The sequence below is a fragment of the Rummeliibacillus sp. TYF005 genome, from assembly GCF_003844195.1.
In the GTDB taxonomy this organism is placed as follows: Bacteria; Bacillota; Bacilli; order Bacillales_A; family Planococcaceae; genus Rummeliibacillus.
In genome coordinates this window covers 18974-45657 of the sequence record NZ_ML122572.1, presented here as the reverse complement: position 1 = coordinate 45657, position 26684 = coordinate 18974, and the positions used below count along the sequence as shown (strand labels likewise).

Genomic DNA, 26684 nt, shown 5'->3' with positions numbered 1-26684 from the left:
TTATGATTGACATTTCACCCCTGGGCTTTATACAAGGGAAGCCAGGAAGTTATTTCCTGGCCTCTCTATCTAATCCCCTTTTATTTTCGTTTAATAGTTGGCACATACAGCATTTCATCCTGTGTAGGTGTATAATCCACTCTATCGTTCACGCCAGTATAGATTTTCTCTTGGTAAAGGTGTATATGTGGTACATCCTCTGCAACAATTGATTCGATTTCTTGTAGCTGTTTTGTGCGACTTTCAGCATCCATATTGGAAGCAGATTCTTCTAATAACTTTTCAATTTTGTTATTCTTATAATCTGTTTCTCCGATATTTCTTTCAGCTCTATACCAATCTACTGCATATGCACCATCAAACATTGAATTACCTAAACCTAGCAAGTATGCATCCTTATTCTTTTTAGCTGTTCGCATTTCAACAAACTTGCTCCATTCCATAAAGTCAATCTTTACTTTAATATTCACCTTTGATAGCATACCAGCAATCATTTCTGTCACTTCGGCATCTTGTAAATAACGTCCTTTAGGAGAATGTAACGTCATTTCAAATCCTTTTTCGTATCCAGCTTCTTTAAGTAATGCTTTTGCTTTATCAATATCAAAATGATATTGGTCATATAAATCTGGATTTGCCCCAAAGTTGCCAGGCCCCACTTTTGTCAATGTAGGAATGCCCCCGCCTTTAAGAGCATTTTCTGCTAATGATTTATCATCGATCGCATAGTCGATAGCTTGTCGGACACGTACATCTGATGTTGGATAACCTTTTGTAGCCCGTAGTATCAACATAATAGTTCGGTTTGAAATTTCCTGTTTCAAAGATGTTCCATCATTATCTTCAACACGTTTCCAATCACTTGGAGGAATATTCGTTGCGATATCTACCCCTCCCGTTAGTAATTCAGACACGCGTGTTGAATTCTCAGGAATAACACGGAAAGTCACTTTATCCCATGTATCTACTTTTCCTTTAAAATAATCTTTAAATGGTTCAAATACTACCTTTTCATCACGTACCCATTCTTTAAATTTATAAGGTCCTGTTCCAATTGGATGTTCTAAAAAGTAGTCAAATCCTTTTTCTTTAATATATTTACTTGGCAATATCCCTGAACCTAGACGTGATAGTCTGTGGAGAAGCGAGGGTTCAGCTTTATAAGTAATTATTTTAAAGTTTAAATCATCAATAATTTGTACTTCTTTTATCTGTTTATAATTAGGGTATTCTTTTAAGGTCTCGTCTTTAGCAACACGCTCTAATGTGTACTTAACATCTTCTGAAGTTAATGGATCTCCATTGTGGAATTTAACACCCTCTTTTAACTTTGCTTCTAACGTAGTGTCATTTACTATCTTATAAGTTTCTACTAAGTCTGGTTTTATCTCATTGTTTTCATCTCGTTTAAACAAATAGTCGAACATATTTTGATGAACCGATTCAGTAGATGTATTGTTATGATTGTGAATATCAAAAGAAATAATATCTGAACCAATTGCGATTACTAAACTCTTATCCTTCTTATCCCCAGAACTACTATTTGAATTACCACAAGCTACTAGAAACGTCGAAACAACTATAGCGAAGATCGCAACAAATATAAGACTTTTCCTTTTGCCCATATAAGCACCCCTTTTTGTTTTGTTGCTTATTATATGCAAAATGTGTATTTAATATTTTCTAATTTTTTTAGATTTAGTATTTCTAAATCTATTAATAAAAATTAGTTTTGATCTTTTATTCAAACTTTTGAAACGAATAATGTCATATACTCTTTTGTTTTAAACTTTTAATATTGCGCATAGACTGATACATCCAATCAAAAAAGGAGTTTACAATTGCCAAAAATTCAAGCTGTTAGTACCTATTCTCCTCCTCATTTGCTTACGCAAGACATTGCCGAGAAATTTATTGGAGAACTATTTACAGGAAAGATGAATAAGCTTGAACGTTATTTGAAAGTATTTAAGAATGCTGAAATTCATAATCGTCAACTCGCCATGCCAATAGAATGGTATCAAACCAATCATACTTTCTCAGAAAAAAATGATTTATACATCGAATTGGCAACAGAGTATGGTGTAAAAGTCATTCAAGATTGTTTGGCACAAGTACCTAGTGTAGATGTCGAGGATATAGATGCTATAATTTTTGTCTCAACTACTGGTATTTCAACACCGAGTATTGAAGCAAGATTGATCAATCAGTTATCCTTCTCAGATAGCGTTGTTCGGATACCGATATGGGGGCTTGGGTGTGGTGGTGGAGCAGCGGGCATTAGTCGCGCAAATGACTATTGTTTAGCACACCCAGATTCATTGGTATTAGTTATTTGTTTGGAACTTTGTAGTCTCACTTTTCAACCAGAGGATTTAAATAAGAGTAACTTTATAGGTACTTCTCTTTTTGGTGATGGAGTCGCATGTGTTTTAGTTAGTGGGGACCAAGTAAAAAAATCCACAAATAAAATTTTACCTAGTATTAAAGGAACCGCATCAAAATTACTGCCAAATTCTGAAGATGTTATGGGTTGGCGCATCGAGGACAACGGGTTGCATGTAATATTCGCAAAAAGTATTCCAAGTATAATCGAAAAATGGTTTGCTCCATTTGTAGAAAGCTTTCTCACAAAAAATAAACATTCAATAGATGAAATTTCTCAATTTATCGCACATCCAGGTGGAAAAAAAGTTCTCGCAGCATACGAAACTGCTTTAGAACTTCCAAAAGAACTGCTTGCACCAAGTTCAATTGTTTTAAAACGTCATGGCAATATGTCTTCCCCAACAGTACTTTATGTATTGAAATACGTGATGGATCAACAACCAAACTACGGTGAAATTGGGATCATGGCTTCACTGGGACCAGGATTCAGTGGTGAACTGGTTTTACTTGAATGGGAGTGATGAAATGTTATTTGTAATTGTATTCACATTAATTTGTATCCAAAGATTAGTAGAGTTGCGAATTGCTAAAAGAAACGAACAGTATATGAAACAACGAGGAGCAATTGAATTTGGCCAATCTCATTATCCATTTATCGTTGCACTACATATTTTATTTCTCTGCAGTCTTCTACTAGAATATCTTGTAAAAAGCCCATCACTTAACGTCCTTTGGGTCTTGCTTCTAACGTTATTCTTCCTTCTACAAATTAGTCGTATTTGGGTGATTAAATCTTTAGGACATTTTTGGAATACTAAAATTATTGTTTTACCAAATGCCAACTTAGTAAAAAAAGGACCTTATAAATGGATCTCGCATCCTAATTATGTCATTGTTGCTTTAGAAATTTTAGTTATTCCATTAATCTTCCAAGCATACTTCACTGCAGTTATTTTTACGATATTGAATATGGTGATGATGCTAGTTCGTATCCCTGCTGAAGAAGCAGCATTAAAGAGCATTGATCATGAAGAGGGAAATTTGGAACATTTATAAAGGGATACATCAAATGTAAATTCTATGCCTTACATTCAATACAACGCAAAAAACTAGGGGTCATTATAAATCCCCTAGTTTTTTTATATTTGAACCTTATTTAATTTAATTTTTTCCTTTATTTTTTTCTTCCCAGAAATCAGCATTTTTAATACCGAGCTTTTCAGGATTAAATTGTGGATCTTTTCCGTCTTTTTTCTGTTGTTCATAGTCTTTAAGAGCAATGAGGGTTGGTTTGACTAAAAATACTAAAGAAATTACATTCACCCAAACCATTATTCCTAGACCAATATCGCCTAAAGTCCATGCTGATTTTGAAGTCCTTACCGCACCAAAATATGTTGCGATAATGATCAATAATTGGACAACTCGAATTGCAATTTTTTGCTTTTTCCCATCAAAGATGAAGGCAACGTTTGTTTCTGCAATATAATAATATGCCATTGTTGTTGTGAAGGCAAAGAAGAATAATGCTATTGCAACAAATGCTGCACCAAATCCTCCTATTGGAAACGCCGCATCTACAGCTGCTTGCGTATAAGCTGTTCCTGCATCTATTCCTGGAATATTTTCAACAATAAATTTACCCGCACCATCATCAAGTTGAACATTAAACATTCCTGTAAACAAAATCATTAAGGCTGTTGCTGTACAAACTAAAAATGTATCTAAGTATACAGACGCTGCTTGCACTAGACCTTGTTTAACAGGATGTGATACTTCTGCAGCTGCAGCAGAGTGAGGACCAGTCCCTTGACCAGCCTCATTTGCATAAATCCCACGTTTAACACCCCATGCAATCGCTGCCCCTAACATACCACTAAACATTTGTTCAGCGCCAAATGCACTACGGAATATTAACGCAAATATATCTGGTACTTTATCTATATTAATAATGATAATAATAGCTGCTACTAATATATAGCCTATAGCCATAAATGGTACGATAATAGATGCTGCATTAGCAATCCGTTTTACTCCGCCAACAATGATCGTTCCTAAGATTAAGCAAACAAATAAGCCAGATACCCAATGTGGAATATCGAATGCGTTATTCATAGCATCGGCAATTGCGTTAGATTGAACAGTTGGTTGAAGTAGTGTCATCGCTACAAGAGCTGCTACCGCGAAAATCATCCCTAGCCATTTTTTACCCGTGAATTTATGGATATAATAAGCTGGACCACCACGGTATTGACCATTTTTTTCTTCTTTATATATTTGAGCAAGTGTTGACTCCACGTAAGCAGTAGCAGATCCGATAAACGCTGTTACCCACATCCAGAACACAGCTCCTGGACCACCAAAGGCAATTGCTGTAGCAGTACCAGCAATATTCCCGGTACCTATCCTACCAGATAACGCCATAGACATTGCTTGGAATGAAGATACACCCGATTCTGACTTTTCGCCATGAAAAATTTGTCCAAACATATCTTTTAGAAACCTAACTTGTACACCTTTTGTTAAGATGGTAAAAACCAAACCAACTAGTAAAATGCCGTAAATCATCCAAGGTCCCCATAAAACATCATAAATAGAATCAATAATGTTTTTCATCTTGTTGTCTCCCATCATAATAACTTTTTACAACTATTAATACCAAAACATTCGGAAGAATTTAAAAATTCTCTTTAAATATCATTTTAACTTTTACATTACATTTTTTATTTTAATATAAATATATATAGTTATGCATTATTTGTAACCGTTTACATAAGAATGGACACAAAATAGACACAATATGTATTTCCAGAGTGGACATTGTGACATTTTTTTAATAATCTAACCCTTCAAAAATGGCTTTATATAGGTATTTTATGACAATCCTCATTGAAATCGTTCACAAAATACAAAAATTGTCCACTGGTGATGATACAAACAGAAAAAATCAATGCATATCTTTATAATTAAGATGTAAATTAATATTCATTTCATTTAATAAATATACAATAATTTTCAAGACATTTCCTGAATATCTTTTTAAAAAGATATGTTATTAATAATATATTTAAAAAGAAAATGGCTATCATAAGTAAATTATCTACTTATAATAGCCATTCTTCTATTTACTAAATAATATAGCCAATATTACGCAACGCATTATACATAAAGGATTCCATATACTTATAAATATCATCCCGTTCTGGTTCTTGATAAAGATCGTGATAACAAACTATCCATTCCTTGTATTGCATTTCTGATACATTTTGTTGCATCAGCCATTTTTTACTATGGGCTGAGGAAACAACTTTATCATTGCCACCATTCATTAATAATATAGGTATATCTGGAAAATCACCCTGAGTCATAACAATATTCTTCATAAATTGATGCAATTCTCGATACCAGTTCACAGTAATATCAGAATTATAGTAAATATCATCTTTTTCTTCTTTATAAAATTCATAACTACGTGTTAGTTGTTTAACCGTAATGTCATGGTGAATTTTTAAATTTCCTGTTAATTTACTAAGCCCTGTTAAAGCATTTGATAATTTTGATGGTTGGTGTATTAAGTGCATCCACGGAGATGTTAAAATTATTCCAGCACATTCGTATTTATGTTTTCTTTCTATTTGAATAGCGAGAGTTGCTCCTAAACCGTGACCAATTATAAATATTGGTAGATTGTAAGTTAACGCTACCTTCATCATTTGACGAATAAATTTTCCATACTCTCTAAAATCTTCGTCATGCGCTTTTTTTCTTCTACTCTCTTCACCGTGTCCTGGTAAATCACCAGTAATGACATGCATTCCAGACATTCTTAATTTTTCGATTAACCATGCATATCTTCTATGATGCTCATATGCGCTATGTATAAATACTACAACAGCTTTCGCCTGACCTTCAGCTTCCCATTTCCACATATTACTTCTCTCCTCATAAAATCCTATCTCTATTTTAACGTATTCTATTTTTTTCTGTTCCAATTATTATATGAGTTTGTTACGATTATTATAAAAAATCTGAGCTAGAAAAGAGGCGTTTTTTAATGATTTATCCTTTTAAAGATAAAAAGCCATCTATTGACCCATCTGTTTTCATCGGTGACAATGTAGTTATAACCGGAGATGTGACAATAGGTCCAGATTCGTCTATTTTTTATAACACCGTTATTCGAGGAGATGTTTCTCCTACTATTATAGGTCGAAAAGTAAATGTTCAAGATTTATGTTGTTTACATCAAAGCCCTATAGCACCACTTATCCTAGAAGATGAAGTAACAGTTGGACATCAAGTGACTTTGCATAGCTGTCATATTAAAAAAGGCGCACTCATTGGTATGGCTTCTATTGTTTTAGATGGTGCCGAAATCGGAGAAGGGGCTTTTATAGGTGCTGGTAGCCTTGTTACACAAGGAAAGAAGATCCCACCAAATACATTAGCATTTGGCCGACCTGCGAAAGTTATTAGAGAACTTACAGATGAGGATAAAAAAGATATGGATCGTATTCTTAACGAATACTATGAAAAAGGACAATATTATAAATCAGTACAAAATAATCCACTTACACGTTAGCTTTTACTTAATAGAAGATTTTCTTATGAAGGTTCAGATTAGTATTCTGAACCTTCCGTACTTATATGAACTTTTATATTGGAGATGCTTATATGAAAAAGATCCACTATAGTTGGGTAATATTAGTTATTACTTTCTTTTCTATCATCGTAGCAGGCATAATACGTTCGTCTTCGGGTGTTTTTATAGAACCCTTTGAAGCTGAGTTTGGTTGGAGTAGACCTGTTATATCCTTCGCTTTTGCTGTAGGACTTTTTTTGTATGGTTTTTCAGGGCCTTTTATGGCTGCATTTGTCGAAAGATTCGGATTAAAAAGAACAATGATTGCATCCATGGCACTTTTAACACTAGGCCTTGGCTTAACTTTTGTCATGACAGAGGAATGGCAACTTATTTTAATTTGGGGTGTCATGATTGGAATTGGTTCTGGCTTATTTTTGACCGTATTAAGCACACAAATTGGAAATCGTTGGTTTGTCAAACACCGTGGTCTAGCTGTTGGTATTTTAACTGCTGCTACAGCAACCGGGCAACTTGTATTGCTACCTATTCTCGCAAGGTTAATAGAGCAGTATAGTTGGCACCATGCTATTGCATTAATCTTTGGTCTAAGTACTATTATGCTCTTAATAATAGTACTCTTCATGAAGGATTGGCCCAAACAGCTTGGAATCACAGCATTAGGAGCTGTTAAGGATGAGTTTAAAATCAGTACCAATACTACTTCAAATGAAAACCCTTTTAAAATTGTATGGATCTCTTTAATGGAGGGAAGTAAAAGCAAAGCATTTTGGCTTTTAGCTGGCAGTTTCTTTATTTGTGGTCTTTCAACTACTGGTCTAATTGGTACTCATTTTGTAGGATATTGCATGAGTTATGGTATTCCGATGGTTCTTGCTGCTTCGATGTTAAGTTTTATGGGAATATTCGATCTGGTTGGTACAACTTTATCCGGTTGGCTTAGTGATAAAATTGATAATCGTTGGCTATTATTTTCTTATTATGGGCTTCGGGGCCTTTCCCTATTGTTTTTACCTTTTGCATTAAATAACGGCTCTATTACTCTACTTGTTATTTTCTCAGTTTTCTATGGCCTTGATTGGATTGCAACAGTACCTCCTACTATTGGCCTTGCAAGACGCGAGTTCGGTATGAAGAAAAGTGCTATGATGTACGGTTGGATGGTCGCATTTCATCAAGTTGGTGCAGCAGTTGCTGCTTATGGTGGTGGACTTATCTACAATATCTTTGATTCTTACACATGGGCATTTATACTTTCAGGGGTATTTTGTGCATTAGGCAGTCTGTTTGTTATTTTACTCAAAAAACATGATCCTAAAAATGAAATTATTATGGATTAAACTTTAAACAGTAATTCTGTGTTTATTCAGCCTTCTTTCCTAGGAATCACTCTTCTTCATCTTCTTTTTATTTTGCTTGCTATTCTTACTACCCGTTAATGTCTGTTGAATCTGAAACAGTTTGAATGTTATTTTACGTTCTATCATCCAACATAATAGTATAAATAGTTTTATATACTATTATGTTCCAGTTTCAATATTAAAATCCAGATAGGCATATCAAGTAATATAAGGAGTGAATTTCTCATTTTTAGAAATAAAAAGAATATGTCTTTTCTTTTAGTTAGCTTTTTGTGCATTTTATTTTATCCCATATTTCTACTACTATATCTTCAAAACAAAATTAGTGGTTCATCTTTTATTCTTTTCTTTTTACTTAGCCTAATTATTCTAACAACTGTTCATATTTTAAAAAGGAAAAAAGTATACAAAAGAAAAATCAGCTATGCAGTTTGTATACTTTTTATATTATTTTGTTATGAGCTTCCGCTAATTTTTTATGATGCTACAACACATGTGGCACTTCTTTATCAGCCACCTGAGGAAATTATCGAAGGGACTAATATCTATTTACTTGGTGTGAATAGTGTAGAATTCTCTTTAACAAAAAATAAATTAGATGTTTCGAAAATCTTAGAAAGACAACATGTCAAGCCACTTGCTATCGTTGAAGGTGATAATAAAGATCGCTATGCTAGTAAAAATAGACAACTTTTAAGCTGGCTTCATCTTAAAGAAGACACTACTGAACAAATGAAGAAAAATGTTAGTTACTATTTAAATCAAACTGATCAAAAAACTAATCAAAAAATAGATGCATTTCTAAATAGAGAACGTATTGGTGGAGATAGCGGAGGTTTAGCACTTGTATTATCTGGAAAGGTTAAAAATGGAGATTTGCAAAACGAACACCCTATTGCCATAACTGGATCAATTGACAAAAATGGAGACGTAAAACCAATTGGTGCGTTAAAAGAAAAAATCCAAATCGCTAGTATTTCAGGCATTTCTTATATGATTATTCCAAGCGAAAATAAAAAAGAAGCTATTAAGATACGAAAGGCGATTAATAGTAATATTCAAATTTTTGATGTAGCAACAATTGATGAGGCAATTGATGTTGTTGAAAAGATTAATGAAAAATAAAAAAGTCGATCACTTTTTTGTGAACGACTTTTTTATTTTGTTAAAACTTCACTTTTATTTTGGAGAAACAGCAAATTTAGCTTTTAATGCTGCTGCTTTGTCTGTATTTTCCCAAGGCACATTCAAGTCTGTACGACCAAAGTGACCGTAAGCTGCTGTTTGTTTGTAAATTGGGCGACGTAGGTCAAGCATTTTTATAATTCCTGCTGGACGTAAGTCAAAGAATTCTCGAACTGCTTCTACTAGATCACTCTCTTTAACTTTCCCAGTACCGAAAGTATCGACTGCGATTGATACTGGTTGTGCAACACCGATTGCATATGCAAGTTGTACTTCTGCACGTTCTGCAAGACCTGCGGCAACAATATTTTTCGCAACATAACGAGCTGCATATGCACCAGAACGGTCAACTTTTGTAGCATCTTTCCCAGAGAAAGCACCGCCACCATGACGAGCATATCCACCGTAAGTATCGACGATGATTTTACGACCAGTAAGACCTGCATCACCTTTAGGGCCACCAATTACGAAACGGCCTGTTGGATTGATGAAGTATTTTGTGTTGTCATCTAGAAGTTCTGCCGGTACAACTTTGGCAATAACTTCTGCTTTTAAATCTTTTTTAATTTGGTCTAAAGATACTTCTTCATCGTGTTGAGTAGAAATAACAATTGTGTCTACTCTAACTGGATGGTTATTTTCATCATACTCGATGGTTACTTGTGTTTTACCATCAGGACGTAAGTAATCTAATTGGCCTGATTTACGAACTTCTGTTAAACGACGAGCTAATTTATGTGCCAAGCTAATTGGAAGTGGCATTAACTCAGGTGTTTCGTTGCAAGCATAGCCGAACATTAAACCTTGGTCCCCTGCACCAATTGCTTCAATGTCTGCATCTGTCATAGATCCTTCACGTGCTTCTAATGCTTTGTCAACACCTTGTGCGATATCAGGTGATTGTTCACCTACAGCAACAAGTACTGCTAGGTTTTCTGCATCAAAACCGTATTTACCACGAGTGTAGCCAATTTCCGCTACTGTATCGCGAACAATACCTTTCATATCTACATACGTAGTAGTTGTTAACTCACCTGTTACAAGTACTAGACCTGTTGTAACCGTTGTTTCACATGCTACACGTGCATTTGGATCTTTTGCTAAAACAGCATCCAAAATTGCATCTGAAATTTGGTCACAAATTTTATCTGGGTGTCCTTCTGTTACGCTTTCTGAAGTAAATAATCTTCTGTTTGTCATTTGGTTTCCTCCTATTATCAACGAGATCCTCTCGAAAAAAAGATACGGTACTCATTACCCATGTCCGTTTAAGTTCTAAACGTCAAGCCAGCTATAAGCTGCTTTTTTAACACGAGGATATAGAAAGTGCCATAATATAAATAGAATGCAACAAATCGCATATAATAATGAAACAAATCAGATTTGCTTCTATTTTTTGAAAAAAAAAAACCTTTCACTCATCGAAAATCAATGAGGAAAGGATATGTTTCGTAAGCACCTTTCACTCTTATCGTTCAAGGAATCTTCCTTGCATCAGATTAGCACCAACGCATCACGTGAAAGATAATGCAGGTTGCCGGGCTTCATAGGGCCTGACCCTCCACCAGCTCGGGATAAGAGTATCCGTTCTAATGCATATAGTAAGTGATATTACTATGAAAGTCAAACTTATTTTCTTATAGTAACAAAAAAATCAAAATCATAAAAATAAATCCCTATTAGTATAGACTATTCATTTCAATGTGTTATACTAATTCTCGAGATGAAGAATAGAAACCCTTTTAAAGGGTAATAACATAAAAAGGAAGGTACGAACAAAGATGAATTCAGTAGAAATTGCGAATGAACTGAAGGGTTTATTACAAGGAAATAACATTTCAGAACAAATTTCAGTCCCACAATTAGTGGAAAAAGCAACTTCCCGCGGTGAAGCAATCTTAACAGTAGATGGCGCTGTTCGTGCAGTAACAGGCAAATATACAGGTCGTTCACCTAAAGATAAATTTATGGTAGTCGAAGAATCTTCTAAAGATCAAATTGATTGGGGTAAGATTAACCAACCAATTTCTGCAGAAGTATTTGATTCATTATATAACAAAGTTGTTAACTATTTAAAACAAAAAGAAGAAGTTTTTGTGTTTAAAGGCTTTGCAGGTGCAGACAAAGATTCTCGCTTAGCAATCCGCGTTGTTAATGAATACGCTTGGCATAATCTATTTGCTCACCAACTATTCATCCGTCCTACTGATGAAGAACTAAATGCACATGAAGCTGATTTCACTATTTTATCCGCTCCTACTTTTAAAGCGGACCCAAAAGTTGATGGTACAGCTTCAGAAACTTTCATCATCGTATCTTTAGAAAAACGTATTATTTTAATCGGCGGCACTGAATACGCTGGGGAAATGAAAAAATCTATCTTCGGTATTATGAATTACTTATTACCACAAAACGGAATCCTGCCAATGCATTGTTCTGCAAATGTAGGCGAACAAGGTGACGTTGCTCTATTCTTTGGTTTATCAGGTACTGGTAAAACAACGTTATCAGCTGATGGTAATCGTAAACTAATCGGTGACGATGAACATGGTTGGTCTGATAACGGCGTGTTCAATATTGAAGGTGGTTGCTATGCAAAAACAATCAACCTTTCAGCTGAAAAAGAACCTGAAATTTATAATGCTATCACATTCGGTACAGTGCTTGAAAATGTTATCGTAGATTCCGAAACTCGAATTCCTGACTACGATGATGAGACACTAACACAAAATACTCGTGTTGCATACCCAATCCAAAACATCGAAAATATCGTTGATCCTTCTATTGCAGGTCATCCAAAAACTGTTATTTTCTTAACAGCAGATGCTTTTGGAGTTTTACCTCCTATTAGTAAGTTAACGAAAGAACAGGCAATGTATCACTTCTTATCAGGTTTCACTTCAAAAACACCTGGTACAGAACGTGGTGTTGTAGAACCTGAACCTGTATTTTCAACTTGCTTCGGAGCTCCTTTCTTCCCATTACACGCTACTGTTTATGCAGAAATGTTAGGGAAGAAAATTGATGAACACCAAGTAAATGTATTCTTAGTAAACACTGGTTGGACTGGCGGAAGTTATGGTGAAGGTAGTCGTATGAAACTTTCTTACACTCGTAAAATGGTACGCGATGCTATCGACGGTAAACTTAATGATGTATTTACTGACAAAGACCCTATCTTCGGTCTTGCAATGCCAACTGCAATCGAAGGTGTACCAACAAATCTTTTAAATCCACGTAATGCTTGGGCTAATAAAGAAGCTTATGATAAAAAAGCAACAGAATTAGCTGGTATGTTCCATGAAAACTTTAAAAAATTCGGTGCAGCAGCAGAAGAAATCACTAAAAATGGTGCACCACTCGCTTAACTAAAAATTATTTAAAAACCTATAAGTAAATCCAAAATCGTATGAAAAACGAGCAGTATATTCAACTGCTCGTTTTTTTGTGCATTTTTTATCTGGAGAGACTTTAGCGTTTATGGTGAAATGAATTTATTTTCTCCTGGGATGGGTTTATACGCTCTGGTGGTCCGTTTATCCGCTCCTGTGATTGGTTTATCCGCTCTTGAGATAGTTTTATTCGCTCCTGAGACGGTTTTATCCGCTCCTGTGATCCATTTATCCGCTCGAATTCAAATTTTATCCGCTCTCTAAGCAATTTACGTCATAAAATCTCCCCCACATTTCTGCACAACAAAAAAACATTACAACAAATGTGTAATGTTTTCATTAATCTGTATCATCTGGTACAAATTCGACGATCAATTTAAACTCTTCAAACATATGGACAATTCCTTCAGCTTCATCCTTTGTTACTTGGTTAAAGAAAACTTCTTCTCCATAATTACGGATCTCTATACCCTCTCTCATTTCATCATCATGAAAGAGAATGGAAAACCATTTGAGCTTACCCTCAATATGTGGCTTATTTTTAAAGTAATTTCGTGTATCTTCTTCCAACACAACCAGTTGGATTTTCACAAGTCCTTCACTTCTTGAAACATAACTAATTTGTTCTAATTCTTCGATTGCTTGTTTTTCTTCTTTCCAATTTTGAATTTGAACTTCAGAATAAGGTTCTGTGTAATTGGTCCACAATTCTTCCCAATAAGGATACTTTTCTTCAAACTTCAATTTATTATTTTTTAGCTTTTCAGGGTCCACCCTCGCTTTAATATAGCCCACAATTCGCCACCCCTATGAATGTTGTAACTTCATCCACTGACAGGCATCATCTACAACTCTCCGATTAATATCGCTCGGGAAAAAATGCGTATATTCGGGATAATACCAAGTCTCTACATGTTTATTTAAATTTTTCAAATTTTTTTCTAACAACTGCGCATGTTTGAATCCAACATTCTCATCATGCATTCCATGTATGATTAATACTGAAGCATGTAGGTCTTTTAAATGGACAATTGGTGTACGTTCTTCGTATGCTATTGGATTTGTCCGAGGTGAACCGCCAAATACTCTTTTCATCATTCTTCGCATATCTGTTCTTTCTTCGTACGTATAGGTTACATTTGATACGCCACCCCATGTCACGATTGAAGTAATATCATCGCGCAATATTCCCGTCCATAGCGCCATAATACCACCTCTTGAGAAAGCGAAAAGATGAATACGATCCTTTTTACAAAACTCCTTTAAAACCTCCACTGCATTAACTGCATCTAATCGGTCTTTACCACCGAATTCATCTCGTCCTTCACCACCACGTGTTCCTCTGTAGTATGGTGCAAATACAGTGAAACCATGTGAAGCAAGTTGAGTGATTCTAGCAGGACGCACCATACCTACTCCCTGCATACCACCGCGCAAATAAAGTATACCTTCATAATTTGCATGAGTAACAGGAGTAGCAAGTAAGCCTTTTACACGTAAACCATCAGACCAATATGTTATTTCTTTTAATGTAACACGTGGATTAGGCGATGGATAATCCCTTAAGCTTTCAATTTTCCCATTTATCTTCACGTTCACTCACCTTTTCAAGAATCTTCTTCATGCCCAAATCTTTCATGTAGAAACTTAAATGCTCATTTGCTAATAATTCTTCTTCAGTCATTAATATGACGCCTCTTGTTTCTACATTTGGATGGTTTCGATCAATCGTTTCTACAGATGCAGTAAAAACTGCTTTTGTAAAAGGCATTTCCTCTTGAACCATATAAGTCGCTAACCACTCTAATTGTCCAATTGAAGCTCCCGTTTCCTCAAATACTTCCCTTTTTGCAGCATCCTCTATAGTTTCACCTTGTTCTACTTTACCACCAGGAAATTCATACCCGCGTTTTGGATGATCTGTAAGTAACCATTTTCCTTCATACTTTGCTAATACAAGCACATGTTTTGGTGCAATAGAAAATGCATTTTTCTTAAATGACAATTCACAGCCATTACCATTTAAATCTGTATATGTAAACATACCTTCGCTCACTCCTTATTACCTTTAGTGTAGCGAAGGAGCCATCAACTATCAACTATAGTAAGGCATTTGTTCAATGAATTTTTTCGTTTCTTTATCTCCAAACTCATGAATAAGAGCATATATCTTCATCAAACGGAAATCTACCTCATCATTTTGCTCATCAAAATGATACGGAACAGCAGGAAGTTGGGCTCTCCACATTCCATCATTATCCCAACTAGTCATTTGTTCGAACAATACATCAAAAATTCTTAACATAGATGGATCTACATTTATGTGAAATTCATATGGGGCAAGTTGTGGTGCAAAATTATAATATTTGTGCATGACAGATATATAAACATCAACATTATTAGACATTTGAATTCTCCTTTTTTCATAGCTTGGTTTATTTAAAATATTTTTATACAAAAAAGACATCCTATAATCGAAATAGGATGTCCACTAAGCTTTACGTTTGAAGTCATTTATACTTGAATATCTATAACGGAACCTTTGTACGGATGAACTGCTGGTTGTTCTGGCATTTGTTCTAACAATTGAACTGCTGAAGTTGTTTCCATATTCATGGCATTTTGCAAAACACTCATTTGAACTGTTTGTTGTAGTTCTAAAAGTTGTGTATTCATAATTGAATTCAATTCCAATTTTCAATTCCCCCTTTATAGTATTTATATCGGGAGAAAATAATCTATCTACATTTTTTGATTGATTTTTCATCATCTATTTGTTCAAGGAACTTCATTATAATCGGCAATTCCGGAGGACTTATCTTTTCAGGTAATTGCTTTATATCAAAAAATCGAAGTTCTTTTACTTCTTCTATATCTAATTTGAGTTCTCCATCATAGTCGGTACATATGAATGAAGTGATCACATTATAAACTTCATCGCCATGTGGATATTGATAGTAAAAGTTTTCCCCAGAAAATATATTAAACAAGTTAAGTGATTTTGCCTTTAATCCTGTTTCTTCATACAATTCCCTTTTTGCCGCTTGTTCTAGTGTTTCGCCCGGTTCTAATGCACCACCCGGCAATCCCCAACAATTATTGTCTTGTCTTAACTGCAACAATAATTGGTGATCAGAGTTTAATAAAATCACATTTGCTCCTGGAAGTATTAGTGGACGACTACCTACTAGCGCTCTTAATTCCGATACATATCCCATATGATTTCCCCTTTCCCTCTCTAAAATAAAGCGAAAATCAATCAGCGTAAGTTGTTTTCTACACCAATCACAGGAATAAACGATATGTATCTGAATAATGTTTCATTTAAAATGAATTATTTCTAACTATTCAGTTATTTATAAAACCATTTTTTAAACTCTTGCTATAGCCAATCTTCTACTAGTAAAACTTCTTTTCTATTTGTATCTAATTTAATCTTTCTTCCAATCGGCATAGCATGCATAGGATGCGTATGTGCACAGTCAAACTCAGCTAAAATTGGAATATGTAGTTGATCAATTTGCTCCACAAGTATTTCAAAAGGTCTTCTGCCTGTGCCAAGATCATCAAAAAGTTCATGTTTTCCTAGAATAATACCAGCCACTTTATCAAAAACACCATGTAATTTTAGCATTGCAAAATTCTTTTCCACTGTTGCAGCATCTTTCGCACTATCTTCAATTAGCAGAATATCTCCTTTCTTGATCTCAGGAAAATATTCTGTACCTATAAATCCATACATCGTATTTACATTACCACCAATAAGGCGGCCTTCTGCTACACCTCCATTAACACAAATCCATTCGTTATTATATAACGTTTTTTCTTGTGTTTTTTCCAACCAGTTAACACACTCATCAGACCATTTGTCAGGAGTAGGAATACTGTAAGGAAGGGATTTTTTAGCTACAAATAAATTTTCAAAATACTGGTAAGTATCAGATACGAGTGGTTCAAATTCACCAAATGAAGGAACTATAGCTGGTCCATAGAATACAGGTATATTGGTTTTTGCATATAACGCTAGGAGAATAGCGGTTGCATCAGAATAACCAATGATCAACTTTGGTGAACATCGAAATGCTTCATAATCTATATAAGGCAATAGACTATTTGAATTCGTACCACCTATCGTTGACATAACCATCTTTACTTTAGGATCTCGCAACAACTCATTTAGTTCCTCAGCGCGTTCTTTTGGAGTGCCACTACGATAATAATCTTGTTTTCCTGTCAAACTTCCCTCTTTTATGTAGAATCCCTTTTCTTCTAAAAATCGTTTACTACGCTCATATCTAACCTTTGAAGTTACAGTGACGGGTGAAGATGATGAAAAAATACCGATTGTATCTCCTTGTTTTAACTTTTCAAACAACATAGCTACCACCCTTCTATTATTATGAAGTATTGTAAGTATACTACACATTATTGATCATTAATCTACTCAATTAGTAGCACTTAATTGTTTATTGTAAATCTGGATAAACTATCACTTTCATACAAGAAATAACAAAAATATGAAATAAGTATGAAGAAAATATGAAGAATTTGAGTAATAATCACTAAAACCCATCATTTCAAAATAACTAATAGAAAATGACACATTTTTACCACAATATCGTTACACTTTGGACTAATTCGCCTCTTCTTTTAAGAAAAACAAGTTTTATACTGTAAGTGAAGTTAAAATAACAGTTTTCTTAGGAGGAAGTTTAAATGGATGTTTTGATTTTAGCTAGAATTCAATATGCAATCACAACCATTTTCCACTTTTTCTTCGTTCCATTTTCAATTTCTATGATATTCCTAGTATCTATATTTGAAACTATGTATGTATGGAAGAAGAAGAAAATTTACTTAGACATGTCTTTATATTGGGGGAAGATTTTCCTTATATCTTTTGCAATTGGGGTTGTCACAGGTATTTTGCAAGAATTCCAATTTGGGATGAACTGGTCAGAATACTCTCGCTTCATGGGAGACGTTTTTGGAGCACCATTAGCAGTTGAAGCCTTACTTGCATTCTTTATGGAATCTACTTTTATAGGCGTTTGGATGTTTGGACGAAACAAATTGCCTAAGTGGGTTATTGCACTTTCAGCATGGCTTGTTACTTTTGGAACAACATTATCTGCACTTTGGATTTTAGCAGCTAATTCCTTCATGCAAGAGCCAGTTGGATTCAAGATTGAAAATGGAAAAGCTGTTTTAACAGACTTTATGGCGTTATTAACTAACCCACAATTATTAGTCGAATTTCCACATACTATTTTTGGTGCACTTGCTACAGGTACATTCGTCGTTGCCGGCATTTGCGCATATAACTTATTAAAAAAACGAAATACAGAATTTTTCAAAAAAACATTTAATTATGCAATGGTAATCGCTTGTATCGCCGGCATCGGGATTGCTCTTTCTGGTCATACACAAGCCCAACATTTAATGTCATCACAACCGATGAAAATGGCTGCTTCTGAAGCATTATGGGAAGATTCCGGTGATCCTGCAGCTTGGACTATAGTTGGAGGAATTTATACAGAAAACAAAGAAAATAAGTGGGAGGTAAATATTCCTTATCTATTAAGTTATCTTGCTTACAGTGAATTTGATGGTTCTGTTGAAGGCATGAAAACACTCCAAGCAAAATATGAAAAATTATATGGAGAGAATATTAACTATATTCCACCTGTCAAAACCGTTTTCTGGAGTTTCCGTATTATGGCTGGATTTGGTGGTTTAATGATCGTTATTTCATTATTAGGTTTATGGTTTGCAAACCGTAAAACATTAGAAGATAAAAAATGGTTTTTACAAGTTTTATTAGTATCAATTGCTTTACCATTTATCGCGAACACTGCGGGTTGGATCATGACAGAAATTGGTCGCCAACCTTGGACAGTATTCGGCTATTACACTACAGCCCAATCGATTTCACCTAACGTATCGAAAGGACAAATTCTATTCTCAACAATTTCTTTTAGTACCTTGTATGTCATTCTTGCAATTGTTTTAATCATCCTAGTAGCTAGAATTGCCAAACAAGGACCAGATATGATTATTAATAAAAAATCCGACTCAAAAGTAGATTTAATGGACAAGGAGGCGTTTGAAGAATGACTTTAGAAGAACTATGGTTCGTATTAATCGCGGTCCTCTTCATCGGATTCTTTTTCTTAGAAGGATTTGACTTTGGTGTAGGGATGTCAACACGCTTACTTGCCAGAAATAAACATGAACGTGAACAATTAATGGACACTATAGGGCCATTCTGGGATGCAAACGAAGTATGGCTTATTACAGCGGGTGGTGCGCTCTTTGCCGCCTTCCCAAACTGGTACGCTACGATGTTCTCTGGATACTATACATTATTTGTCCTCCTCCTACTTGTCCTAATTATTCGTGGGGTGGGAATTGAGTATAGTCACCATGTTAAAACCGACAAAGCAAAAAATATTTGGCATTGGTTATTCTTTATCGGTAGTATCGGTGCACCATTCTTATTAGGAATGTTATTTACAAGTCTTGTTAAAGGAATGCCTATTAACCAAGACATGCATCTATTTGGTTCATTTAGTGATTTTGTAAATATTTACTCACTTATTGGTGGACTTGCTGTTGTTCTACTTTCACTTGTCCACGGCTTAACATTTATTGGTTTACGTACAACTGGTGATGTTCATACTAGAGCTATCTCATTATTAAACAAAGTTTATATTCTATTGTTCGTTGGAGAAATCGTTTTTGCTGTATTAACTTATTTACAAACAGATTTATTCACAGTTCGTCCAATCGCAACTCCAGCATTACTAGCATTAACAGTTATTGCTACAATACTGGGCTGGCTGTTTGCCAATAAGAGAGACGAAAAAATTGCTTTTACGTCTTCGGGACTTGCCATTGCTTTTGTAGTAGCAATGTTATTTATCGGCTTATTCCCTCGTGTTATGATCAGCTCAATTGACCCTGCATTCAATCTAACAATTGAAAATGCAGCAAGTGGGCATTACACGTTATCTGTTATGACAAAAGTAGCCTTCACATTATTACCATTTGTTTTAGGCTACCAAATTTGGAGCTACTACGTATTCCGTAAACGTATTAGCCCTAAGAAATAGGTGACATAAATGATTGACAAAGCGCTATTTAAACTAAATGGTTTTAAAAGAACAATTGGTTTCTTGTTTGTGATGGCCACTTTGCAAGGTGTATTCACTATACTCCAAGCCATTTATCTAGCGATGACAATTACAAATCTATTCCATAAGGAGCAGCTGGCTAATCAGCTGCTCCCTATGTCGTTATTTTTTATCTTTTTCATGTTAAAACAAACTATCATATACTTTAGAGAAAAATATATGAAACGTTTTTCGATGAAGATAGGTTCTGATTTAAGGAAGGAACTAAATACAAAATTATTTAATCTTGGTCCGAATATTACAGCTACTGAAGGTACAGGAAATATGGTCACTTTAAATTTAGAAGGTATCTCAAATGTTGAACAATATGTTCAATTATTCTTACCTAAAGTAGTTAATATGAGCGTCATTCCTATTTTGATATTCATTTATACGTTAACACTTGATACAACGTCAGCTCTAATACTTTTACTTGTTCTTCCTGTTCTCATCTTTTTCTTAATTTTATTAGGCATTGCTGCACGCGTAAAAGCTGATAAACAATATGAATCGTATCAAATTTTATCAAACCATTTTGTTGACTCACTTCGCGGATTAAAAACACTACGCTTTTTAGGACTAAGTAAAAAATACGATCGGAATATAAAGAAGGTAAGTGAACAATATCGAAAAGCTACAATGGGAACTTTAGCCATCGCTTTTCTCTCCACATTTGCATTAGAATTCTTTACAAGCATTTCGATTGCTATTGTGGCTCTATTTTTAGGATTGGGGTTGATCAAAGGTACATTAGTTCTTCTTCCATCCTTAATCATTCTAATTTTAGCACCCGAATACTTTGCTCCGATACGGGAGTTTGGAGCAGATTATCACGCAACATTAGATGGAAAAAATGCATTTACAGCCATTTCATCTATATTAGCGAAGCCCTTATATAAACAAGACCAGAAAGAAATTACGAAATGGGATGCACAATCTACCCTAAATATTAAAAACTTAACAGTGCAGCATGAAGAGGCAAATCAGCCTTCATTACATGATGTAAAATTTACGATTAGAGGTTTTCAAAATGTAGGAATTATTGGTGCAAGTGGTTCTGGTAAATCTACGTTAATCAATGCATTAAGCGGATTTGTTGAAACAAAAAATACAGATATCTTACTAAACGGTGAAACCATTAGTTCTTTTAACAATAAAAATTGGCAAAACCAAATTTACTATATCCCTCAACATCCCTATATTTTTCATAATACAATTCGAAATAATGTGGCTTTTTACACGAAAAACTCAACAAATAAACAAATTGAGAATGCCTGTGAAAGAGCCGGTTTAAGTGATGTTATTGCTTCGCTACCAAATGGCTATGATGAAATGATTGGTGAAACTGGTCGTACTTTAAGTGGTGGCCAAGAACAACGAATTGCACTAGCTCGTGCCTTCTTGGATGATTCTCGCAAAATTTTACTATTTGACGAACCAACAGCTCATCTAGATATTGAAACTGAATGGGAAATTAAACAAAGGATGTTACCATTATTTAAAAATCGGTTAGTCTTCTTTGCTACGCACCGACTACACTGGATGATGGATATGGACTTAATACTTGTGATGGATCATGGTGAAATTGTTGAACAAGGTACCCATAAAGAACTTATAGCCAAAAAAGGGTATTACTATCAATTGGTAAAACAACAATCCCATGGAACGGAGGCTTAATGTTATGACGACAAAACAACAAAATATCCTCAAACATACATGGGTAAAGCCTTATTTAAAGCAAAATAAAAAACATTTATTGCTAGTCTTTTTCCTAGGAACAATGACATTTATATGCGCAAGCGCGCTCATGTTCACATCCGGGTATTTGATTTCAAAATCTGCTACACGCCCAGAAAACATTCTACTAGTATACGTACCCATTGTACTCGTACGGACATTTGGGATTTTTCGTCCTGTATTTAATTATTTAAATCAGCTGACAAGCCACTCATTTGTCTTGAAAATCGTGTCAAACATGCGTGTACGATTATATAAAAATTTAGAATCACAAGCTTTAACACTATCAAATCGTTTTTCTACGGGTAATTTACTTGGTGTTCTAGCTGATGATATCGAACATTTGCAAAACTTTTATTTGAAAACTATTTTTCCTAGTGTATTTGCGACTGTTTTGTTTTTCATTTCTGTTGTAGCGTTAGGTTTTTTCTCTATTCCCTTTGCGTTATTAATAGCATTATTATTATTTGTACTATTAATCGTCATTCCACTTGTATCGTTGTTAGCCAATCGTAAACGATTAATGCAGATGAAAGTAATTCGTAGTGAATTATATGCTTCGCTTACTGATGCAGTAATGGGATTAAGCGATTGGAAGATTAGTGGAAAACAGCAAATCTTTTTAACGGATTATGAAAAAATTGAAGAGAAACAAGATATTTTAGAATATCAAATGGACACTTTTAATCGTCGACGTAATTTGTTATTTCAAGTAATAGTTGTACTCATGACATTAGTAATGATTTGTTTTGCTGCAACGAATGCAAATGCAGGTGACTTTGCTCATATTTGGATTGCTGCATTCGTATTAGTAGTATTCCCTTTAGCAGAAGCTTTTTCACCTGTTCCAGATGCTATAAGCCATATTCCTAGTTACGAGACTTCTCTACACCGATTAAATAAGATTGAAGCAGCTAATGTTGGCACAAAAGAACATGTCAATACTATGAAAGGGCAACCTATTAACATCACATTTAACGATGTTTCATTTAAATATGACAAAGAACAGAGTGCCGTCTTAAAGAAGCTTAATCTACAATTTAAGCAAGGTGAGAAAATCGCTATTTTAGGGAAAACAGGATCTGGTAAAAGTACAATTGCAAAACTTATATTGGGCGTCATTCCTCCATCTGATGGCACAGTACAACTGAATGGTCAAAATTCATCTTCAATTCAGGAGGACATAGCTACTTACGTTGGGGTTCTCGAACAAAAGCCACACTTATTTGACTCTACTGTGATGAATAATATTCGTTTAGGAAATATACATGCTACTGATGAAGAGGTTATGGAAGCGGCTAAAAAAGTACAAATGCATAGTTATATCGAATCGCTTCCAGATGGCTACAATACTCGCATGCAAGAACTTGGAGAACGCTTTTCAGGAGGAGAACGCCAACGTATTGCATTAGCACGAATTTTGTTACAAGATACCCCCATTGTAATTCTTGACGAACCGACAGTAGGTCTTGATGCAATTACTGAACAAAAGCTAATCGATACTATTTTTAAAGCCTTACAAGGAAAAACAATTATTTGGATAACGCACCACTTAGCCGGTGTCGATCATATGGATCGAGTTATGTTCATAGAAGATGGTTCAGTTTACTTAGAAGGCACACATCAACAATTACTTTCAAGTAATGCTCGATATCGAAGGTTATATACATTAGATCATCCAATGATGGAGTAAAGTATAGTTTGAAAGAAAAGGAACAACGATGATCTCGTTGTTCCTTTTCTGTCTGCTAATATTTTAGAAACAATCTCATTCTAAACAATATTTCATCTCAAGCCTCTAATTGCATCAATGCGCCAAAGTATTGTGATGCTGTTGTAAAACATATGAAAGCAATAAGTTCACTTATTTCCTCATCACAAAGACAATCCTTTAAAATATTGACAATAGCAGAGGGGGTTTTCCCTTTGTAAGTAAGAAAAGCTTGTGCAAATCCAACACTCACCGTTATTTTCTCATCATAGTATTTGTTATCAGGTTTCCCCTTTGCTTTACAATATTCACAACCATTTTCCTGTGCAAGCGTTCTTCTTACTTGCTCCTTTAACATTGCAGATAGAAAACCATCCTTCTCTAATTCTTCGCTTAAATTATTCCACTTTTCCATAATCCTTGTATTATGCCCTAACAATTTTTGAAATGGTGTAGAGCCTATTTTTGAATATGAAATTAATGTCATTTTGTATCCCTCCTATAAAATATTGTAAGATTAATAATAGAAATTTCACATTATACATTAAAGGTATTTTTCAAAAATACTTTTAAGAAAGAAGGTAAAAACACATGATAGATTTAATCGATAAATCGATATTAAAAGAGCTTTCTAATGACAGTCGTTTCTCAATGAGTGAATTAGGTCGTCGCATTCATTTATCTGCACCCGCTGTTAAAGAAAGAGTAAAGCAACTTGAGGAAAAAGGAGTTATCGAAACATACACAGTCAAAATTAATGATAAATGTTTAGGTTACTCTATACAGTGTATTATCGAAGCCACTATCAAAAATAATCGTTATAACGATTTTAAAGAACTTATTCAAACATATAATCATGTAGACTTTTGTTATAGAATTGCGGGAGATGCCTGTTTTATGTTGAAGATGAATTTCACCACTTTTGAAGATGCAGAAAAAACAATAGATGAATTACAACCATTAGCTCATACAAAAACAAATTTTATTTTTTCTGAAGTAAAGACATATAAAAATTTTTAAAATTAATGTAGACAAATATATGGATTTTTCACCTCTAGGCGTTTTCATTAGAAACGCCTTGTCAACTTCTCATATATTACTTTATAGAAGTTAGAAAATTTCGAAAGTGGTGAGGATTCATGTATCTGTATTCTCATATGTTCTTTACTGGACTGCTCTTAGGACTTGTTTTAGATGGGTTAACTAATTTATGTTTCGTGAATACGAAACATAATAACAGAATTACTGTCATCTTCATCATTGCGATTATTTTATTTATAATTAGCCTTTTAATAGGTAATACAATCGGGAATTCGATTGGGTTTATCAGCCTAGGTATATATCTAACAGCTTTATCCTTAGCTTTAGCGGGAATTCAATCTTCTTGGAGAAAGTATGTATATATTGCAGTTATTCTGGTCACTTCTACCTTTTATATTGTTTACTTCTTATAAATCAGAAATTTTATACTTATAAACATCATTAAAAACCCTACAAAATGTTTATTTTGTAGGGCATTTATATAAAATCTCCGGCATTTTATAAATGCTTAGAGATGTATACATGATTATCCTTCCATTTGTCCGATCAAAAATTGGACCGTTTCTATATCAGAAGTTGTTGGTATTTCGAACTCTTGTTGATACTTTTCTGCACCTTTTCCGGTTATACATACCCAATCACCTGAGCTAGCATCCTCGAACACCTGCTTAATGGCTAAAGTTCTATCAGGAATGATATAGCCTCCCTGACTTAGAACATTCAATGCTTCTTCCATTTCTTCATAACTAACGTCATTTAGATCATCAAATGTGAGAATATGGACATCACTAATTTCTTTCGATACATTGACCATTCCACCTCTTTTGGAAATATCACGATTTCCCCTGAAGCCAAAGATATGGAAAATGCGATTTGCACCTTCTTCTTTGGCTGTTTGTAAACAATGATTGAAGGCATCTGCCGTATGTGCATAATCCACAACAATTGTTGCCCCTTTAGGGTGTTGAAACATTTCAAACCGTCCTGGAACTCCAGGGAATAATTCTAATGCTTGTAATATCTCTTCTGGTGAAATACCTATTTTACTTGCTGTTAGAAAAGCCATTGCAGCATTTAATATATTGTGTTTCCCCAAAATATTGAGCTTTAAATTGATATTAGGTGTATTTTCAAATGTAATGATGGAATTTCCGGATTTTAGAAGATTAATTTGTAAATCATGATGATTTTGATCGCCAATTACATGGATTGTACGATTGTTAGCCATTAGTTGTTCAGCTAGTTTTTGACCCCAATTGCAATATTGATTAATAATTGCTTTACCTTCAGGCTTCAATTGATCAAAGAGACTTGCCTTTACAGAGAAATATTCATCCATATCTCGATGATAATCTAAATGATCTTGGTCTAAATTTGTAAATAAGCAAAAATCAAATTCAACACCATTGACACGATATTGCGAAAGGCCATGTGAAGAAATTTCCATAATGATATATTCATCTTCACTTAAAGAAAGTTGTTTGTTTAATTCGAGGGCATCAGGGGTAGTATTAGATGAAGGAGCAGCTTTTCCATTAATCACATTTTTAACCGTACCAAACAGAGAGCATTTTTTACCAGCTGATTCTAAAATATGTTTAAGCATATAAGAAGTGGTGGTTTTCCCGTTTGTACCAGTAATACCGATCATCTTCTTATTTTTCGATGGATTCCCATAAAATTCACAGGCTAACTGTGCAAGTGCAAAGCGACTATTATCTACCTTAATATACGGGACGGGTAATCCTGTTAAATTTTTCTCTCCAATAACAATTTTAGCACCTGCATCAATTGCATTTTGTATAAAATCATGTCCATCTACACGATAACCGTTGATTGCAACAAAGATTTCATTGGGTTGGATTTCAGCGGAATTAGTAGAAATCCCATCGATGTCCAAATCACCCATAGAGTCATTAACATTTTCTTCTATGCGTTCTAATAGGGCATTTAGTTTCATGATCTATTCACTCCTAGTGAAGCATAACGTCACATTGGACATTTTGATAATTCTTTTTTATAATGACCCTTTAAAAACAATTTATACGAATGTATTGAGAAAATAAAACCCAGCCTTTCATTACTCTACAT

At 34.5% G+C, this 26684-nt stretch carries 25 protein-coding genes and 1 riboswitch; of the genes, 12 read left to right on the top strand and 13 right to left on the bottom strand.

Annotated features, from left to right (window positions below; genetic code table 11):
• Positions 1 to 80 precede the first annotated feature (80 nt).
• Positions 81 to 1625, bottom strand: a complete 1545-nt coding sequence (locus CW357_RS14015; protein WP_124218369.1) for an ABC transporter substrate-binding protein — start codon at positions 1623 to 1625, stop codon at positions 81 to 83.
• A 216-nt stretch (positions 1626 to 1841) separates the two neighbouring features.
• Between CW357_RS14015 and CW357_RS14010 the strand changes: the two genes are divergently transcribed.
• On the top strand, positions 1842 to 2909 hold the full coding sequence (locus CW357_RS14010) for a type III polyketide synthase (RefSeq protein ID WP_119417155.1): 1068 nt from the start codon (positions 1842 to 1844) through the stop codon (positions 2907 to 2909).
• A 4-nt stretch (positions 2910 to 2913) separates the two neighbouring features.
• The gene (locus CW357_RS14005; RefSeq protein WP_119417154.1) at positions 2914 to 3444 is read left to right on the top strand and encodes an isoprenylcysteine carboxyl methyltransferase family protein; all 531 of its coding nucleotides are present in this window, start codon (positions 2914 to 2916) and stop codon (positions 3442 to 3444) included.
• 105 nt (positions 3445 to 3549) lie between these two features.
• Here CW357_RS14005 and CW357_RS14000 read toward each other — a convergent pair whose 3' ends face one another.
• Together CW357_RS14000 and CW357_RS13995 are read right to left on the bottom strand one after the other, a co-directional pair.
• Positions 3550 to 5004 (bottom strand): alanine/glycine:cation symporter family protein, encoded by a 1455-nt coding sequence (locus tag CW357_RS14000; RefSeq protein ID WP_119417153.1) that lies wholly within the window; start codon positions 5002 to 5004, stop codon positions 3550 to 3552.
• Between the two features lie 512 nt (positions 5005 to 5516).
• Positions 5517 to 6317: an alpha/beta hydrolase gene (locus tag CW357_RS13995; RefSeq protein ID WP_119417152.1), complete on the bottom strand. Its 801-nt coding sequence runs from the start codon at positions 6315 to 6317 to the stop codon at positions 5517 to 5519.
• Positions 6318 to 6442: 125 nt separating this feature from the next.
• Here CW357_RS13995 and CW357_RS13990 point away from each other — a divergent pair, with 125 nt between their 5' ends.
• From CW357_RS13990 to CW357_RS13980, 3 genes are all read left to right on the top strand, one after another.
• Positions 6443 to 6970, top strand: coding sequence for a gamma carbonic anhydrase (locus CW357_RS13990; RefSeq protein WP_119417151.1), 528 nt, complete (start codon positions 6443 to 6445; stop codon positions 6968 to 6970).
• Between the two features lie 92 nt (positions 6971 to 7062).
• Positions 7063 to 8331, top strand: coding sequence for an MFS transporter (locus CW357_RS13985; RefSeq protein ID WP_124218368.1), 1269 nt, complete (start codon positions 7063 to 7065; stop codon positions 8329 to 8331).
• A 516-nt stretch (positions 8332 to 8847) separates the two neighbouring features.
• Positions 8848 to 9477 carry a S16 family serine protease gene (locus tag CW357_RS13980; protein ID WP_164489611.1) on the top strand — a complete coding sequence of 210 codons (630 nt, stop codon included), beginning with the start codon at positions 8848 to 8850 and terminating at the stop codon, positions 9475 to 9477.
• Between the two features lie 54 nt (positions 9478 to 9531).
• On the opposite strand, the gene metK is transcribed toward CW357_RS13980, so the two are convergent.
• Positions 9532 to 10737: a methionine adenosyltransferase gene (gene metK / locus CW357_RS13975; protein WP_124218366.1), complete on the bottom strand. Its 1206-nt coding sequence runs from the start codon at positions 10735 to 10737 to the stop codon at positions 9532 to 9534.
• Between the two features lie 265 nt (positions 10738 to 11002).
• Positions 11003 to 11118: riboswitch (SAM riboswitch) on the bottom strand.
• A 200-nt stretch (positions 11119 to 11318) separates the two neighbouring features.
• Here metK and pckA point away from each other — a divergent pair.
• Positions 11319 to 12905, top strand: a complete 1587-nt coding sequence (gene pckA, locus CW357_RS13970; protein ID WP_124218365.1) for a phosphoenolpyruvate carboxykinase (ATP) — start codon at positions 11319 to 11321, stop codon at positions 12903 to 12905.
• Positions 12906 to 13268: 363 nt separating this feature from the next.
• Here pckA and CW357_RS13965 read toward each other — a convergent pair whose 3' ends face one another.
• The 7 genes from CW357_RS13965 to CW357_RS13935 form a co-directional block, all read right to left on the bottom strand.
• Complete coding sequence (locus CW357_RS13965; protein WP_119417224.1) at positions 13269 to 13724, bottom strand: hypothetical protein; 456 nt, start codon at positions 13722 to 13724, stop codon at positions 13269 to 13271.
• 12 nt (positions 13725 to 13736) lie between these two features.
• The gene (locus CW357_RS13960) at positions 13737 to 14522 is read right to left on the bottom strand and encodes an alpha/beta hydrolase family protein (RefSeq protein WP_124218364.1); all 786 of its coding nucleotides are present in this window, start codon (positions 14520 to 14522) and stop codon (positions 13737 to 13739) included.
• Complete coding sequence (gene ytkD / locus CW357_RS13955; protein WP_119417226.1) at positions 14500 to 14973, bottom strand: RNA deprotection pyrophosphohydrolase; 474 nt, start codon at positions 14971 to 14973, stop codon at positions 14500 to 14502. Before ytkD ends, CW357_RS13960 begins: the two co-directional genes overlap by 23 nt.
• A gap of 51 nt (positions 14974 to 15024) precedes the next feature.
• Complete coding sequence (locus CW357_RS13950) at positions 15025 to 15336, bottom strand: transposase (RefSeq protein WP_119417227.1); 312 nt, start codon at positions 15334 to 15336, stop codon at positions 15025 to 15027.
• A gap of 107 nt (positions 15337 to 15443) precedes the next feature.
• The gene (locus CW357_RS13945; protein WP_119417228.1) at positions 15444 to 15623 is read right to left on the bottom strand and encodes a YjfB family protein; all 180 of its coding nucleotides are present in this window, start codon (positions 15621 to 15623) and stop codon (positions 15444 to 15446) included.
• Positions 15624 to 15667: 44 nt separating this feature from the next.
• The gene (locus tag CW357_RS13940) at positions 15668 to 16147 is read right to left on the bottom strand and encodes an NUDIX hydrolase (RefSeq protein WP_119417229.1); all 480 of its coding nucleotides are present in this window, start codon (positions 16145 to 16147) and stop codon (positions 15668 to 15670) included.
• A 164-nt stretch (positions 16148 to 16311) separates the two neighbouring features.
• Positions 16312 to 17307 (bottom strand): S66 family peptidase, encoded by a 996-nt coding sequence (locus tag CW357_RS13935; RefSeq protein WP_119417230.1) that lies wholly within the window; start codon positions 17305 to 17307, stop codon positions 16312 to 16314.
• Positions 17308 to 17645: 338 nt separating this feature from the next.
• Here CW357_RS13935 and CW357_RS13930 point away from each other — a divergent pair, with 338 nt between their 5' ends.
• From CW357_RS13930 to cydC, 4 genes are read left to right on the top strand one after another with little or no spacing between them, the layout of a single operon-like run.
• A complete protein-coding gene (locus CW357_RS13930; RefSeq protein WP_124218363.1) occupies positions 17646 to 19046 on the top strand; it encodes a cytochrome ubiquinol oxidase subunit I in 1401 nt (466 codons plus the stop codon).
• On the top strand, positions 19043 to 20044 hold the full coding sequence (gene cydB, locus CW357_RS13925; RefSeq protein WP_119417232.1) for a cytochrome d ubiquinol oxidase subunit II: 1002 nt from the start codon (positions 19043 to 19045) through the stop codon (positions 20042 to 20044). Before CW357_RS13930 ends, cydB begins: the two co-directional genes overlap by 4 nt.
• A 12-nt stretch (positions 20045 to 20056) precedes the next feature.
• A complete protein-coding gene (gene cydD, locus CW357_RS13920) occupies positions 20057 to 21781 on the top strand; it encodes a thiol reductant ABC exporter subunit CydD (protein WP_124218370.1) in 1725 nt (574 codons plus the stop codon).
• A 25-nt stretch (positions 21782 to 21806) separates the two neighbouring features.
• On the top strand, positions 21807 to 23534 hold the full coding sequence (gene cydC, locus CW357_RS13915; protein WP_119417235.1) for a thiol reductant ABC exporter subunit CydC: 1728 nt from the start codon (positions 21807 to 21809) through the stop codon (positions 23532 to 23534).
• 97 nt (positions 23535 to 23631) lie between these two features.
• Here the strand turns inward: cydC and CW357_RS13910 are convergent, their stop codons facing one another.
• A complete protein-coding gene (locus CW357_RS13910; RefSeq protein ID WP_124218362.1) occupies positions 23632 to 24039 on the bottom strand; it encodes a carboxymuconolactone decarboxylase family protein in 408 nt (135 codons plus the stop codon).
• A gap of 107 nt (positions 24040 to 24146) precedes the next feature.
• Between CW357_RS13910 and CW357_RS13905 the strand changes: the two genes are divergently transcribed.
• Both CW357_RS13905 and CW357_RS13900 read left to right on the top strand, forming a co-directional pair.
• Positions 24147 to 24572, top strand: a complete 426-nt coding sequence (locus CW357_RS13905; protein WP_119417236.1) for an Lrp/AsnC family transcriptional regulator — start codon at positions 24147 to 24149, stop codon at positions 24570 to 24572.
• Positions 24573 to 24691: 119 nt separating this feature from the next.
• Positions 24692 to 25006, top strand: a complete 315-nt coding sequence (locus tag CW357_RS13900; RefSeq protein ID WP_124218361.1) for a hypothetical protein — start codon at positions 24692 to 24694, stop codon at positions 25004 to 25006.
• A 113-nt stretch (positions 25007 to 25119) separates the two neighbouring features.
• Here the strand turns inward: CW357_RS13900 and CW357_RS13895 are convergent, their stop codons facing one another.
• Positions 25120 to 26553, bottom strand: a complete 1434-nt coding sequence (locus CW357_RS13895) for a UDP-N-acetylmuramoyl-L-alanyl-D-glutamate--2,6-diaminopimelate ligase (RefSeq protein WP_124218360.1) — start codon at positions 26551 to 26553, stop codon at positions 25120 to 25122.
• Positions 26554 to 26684: the final 131 nt, after the last annotated feature.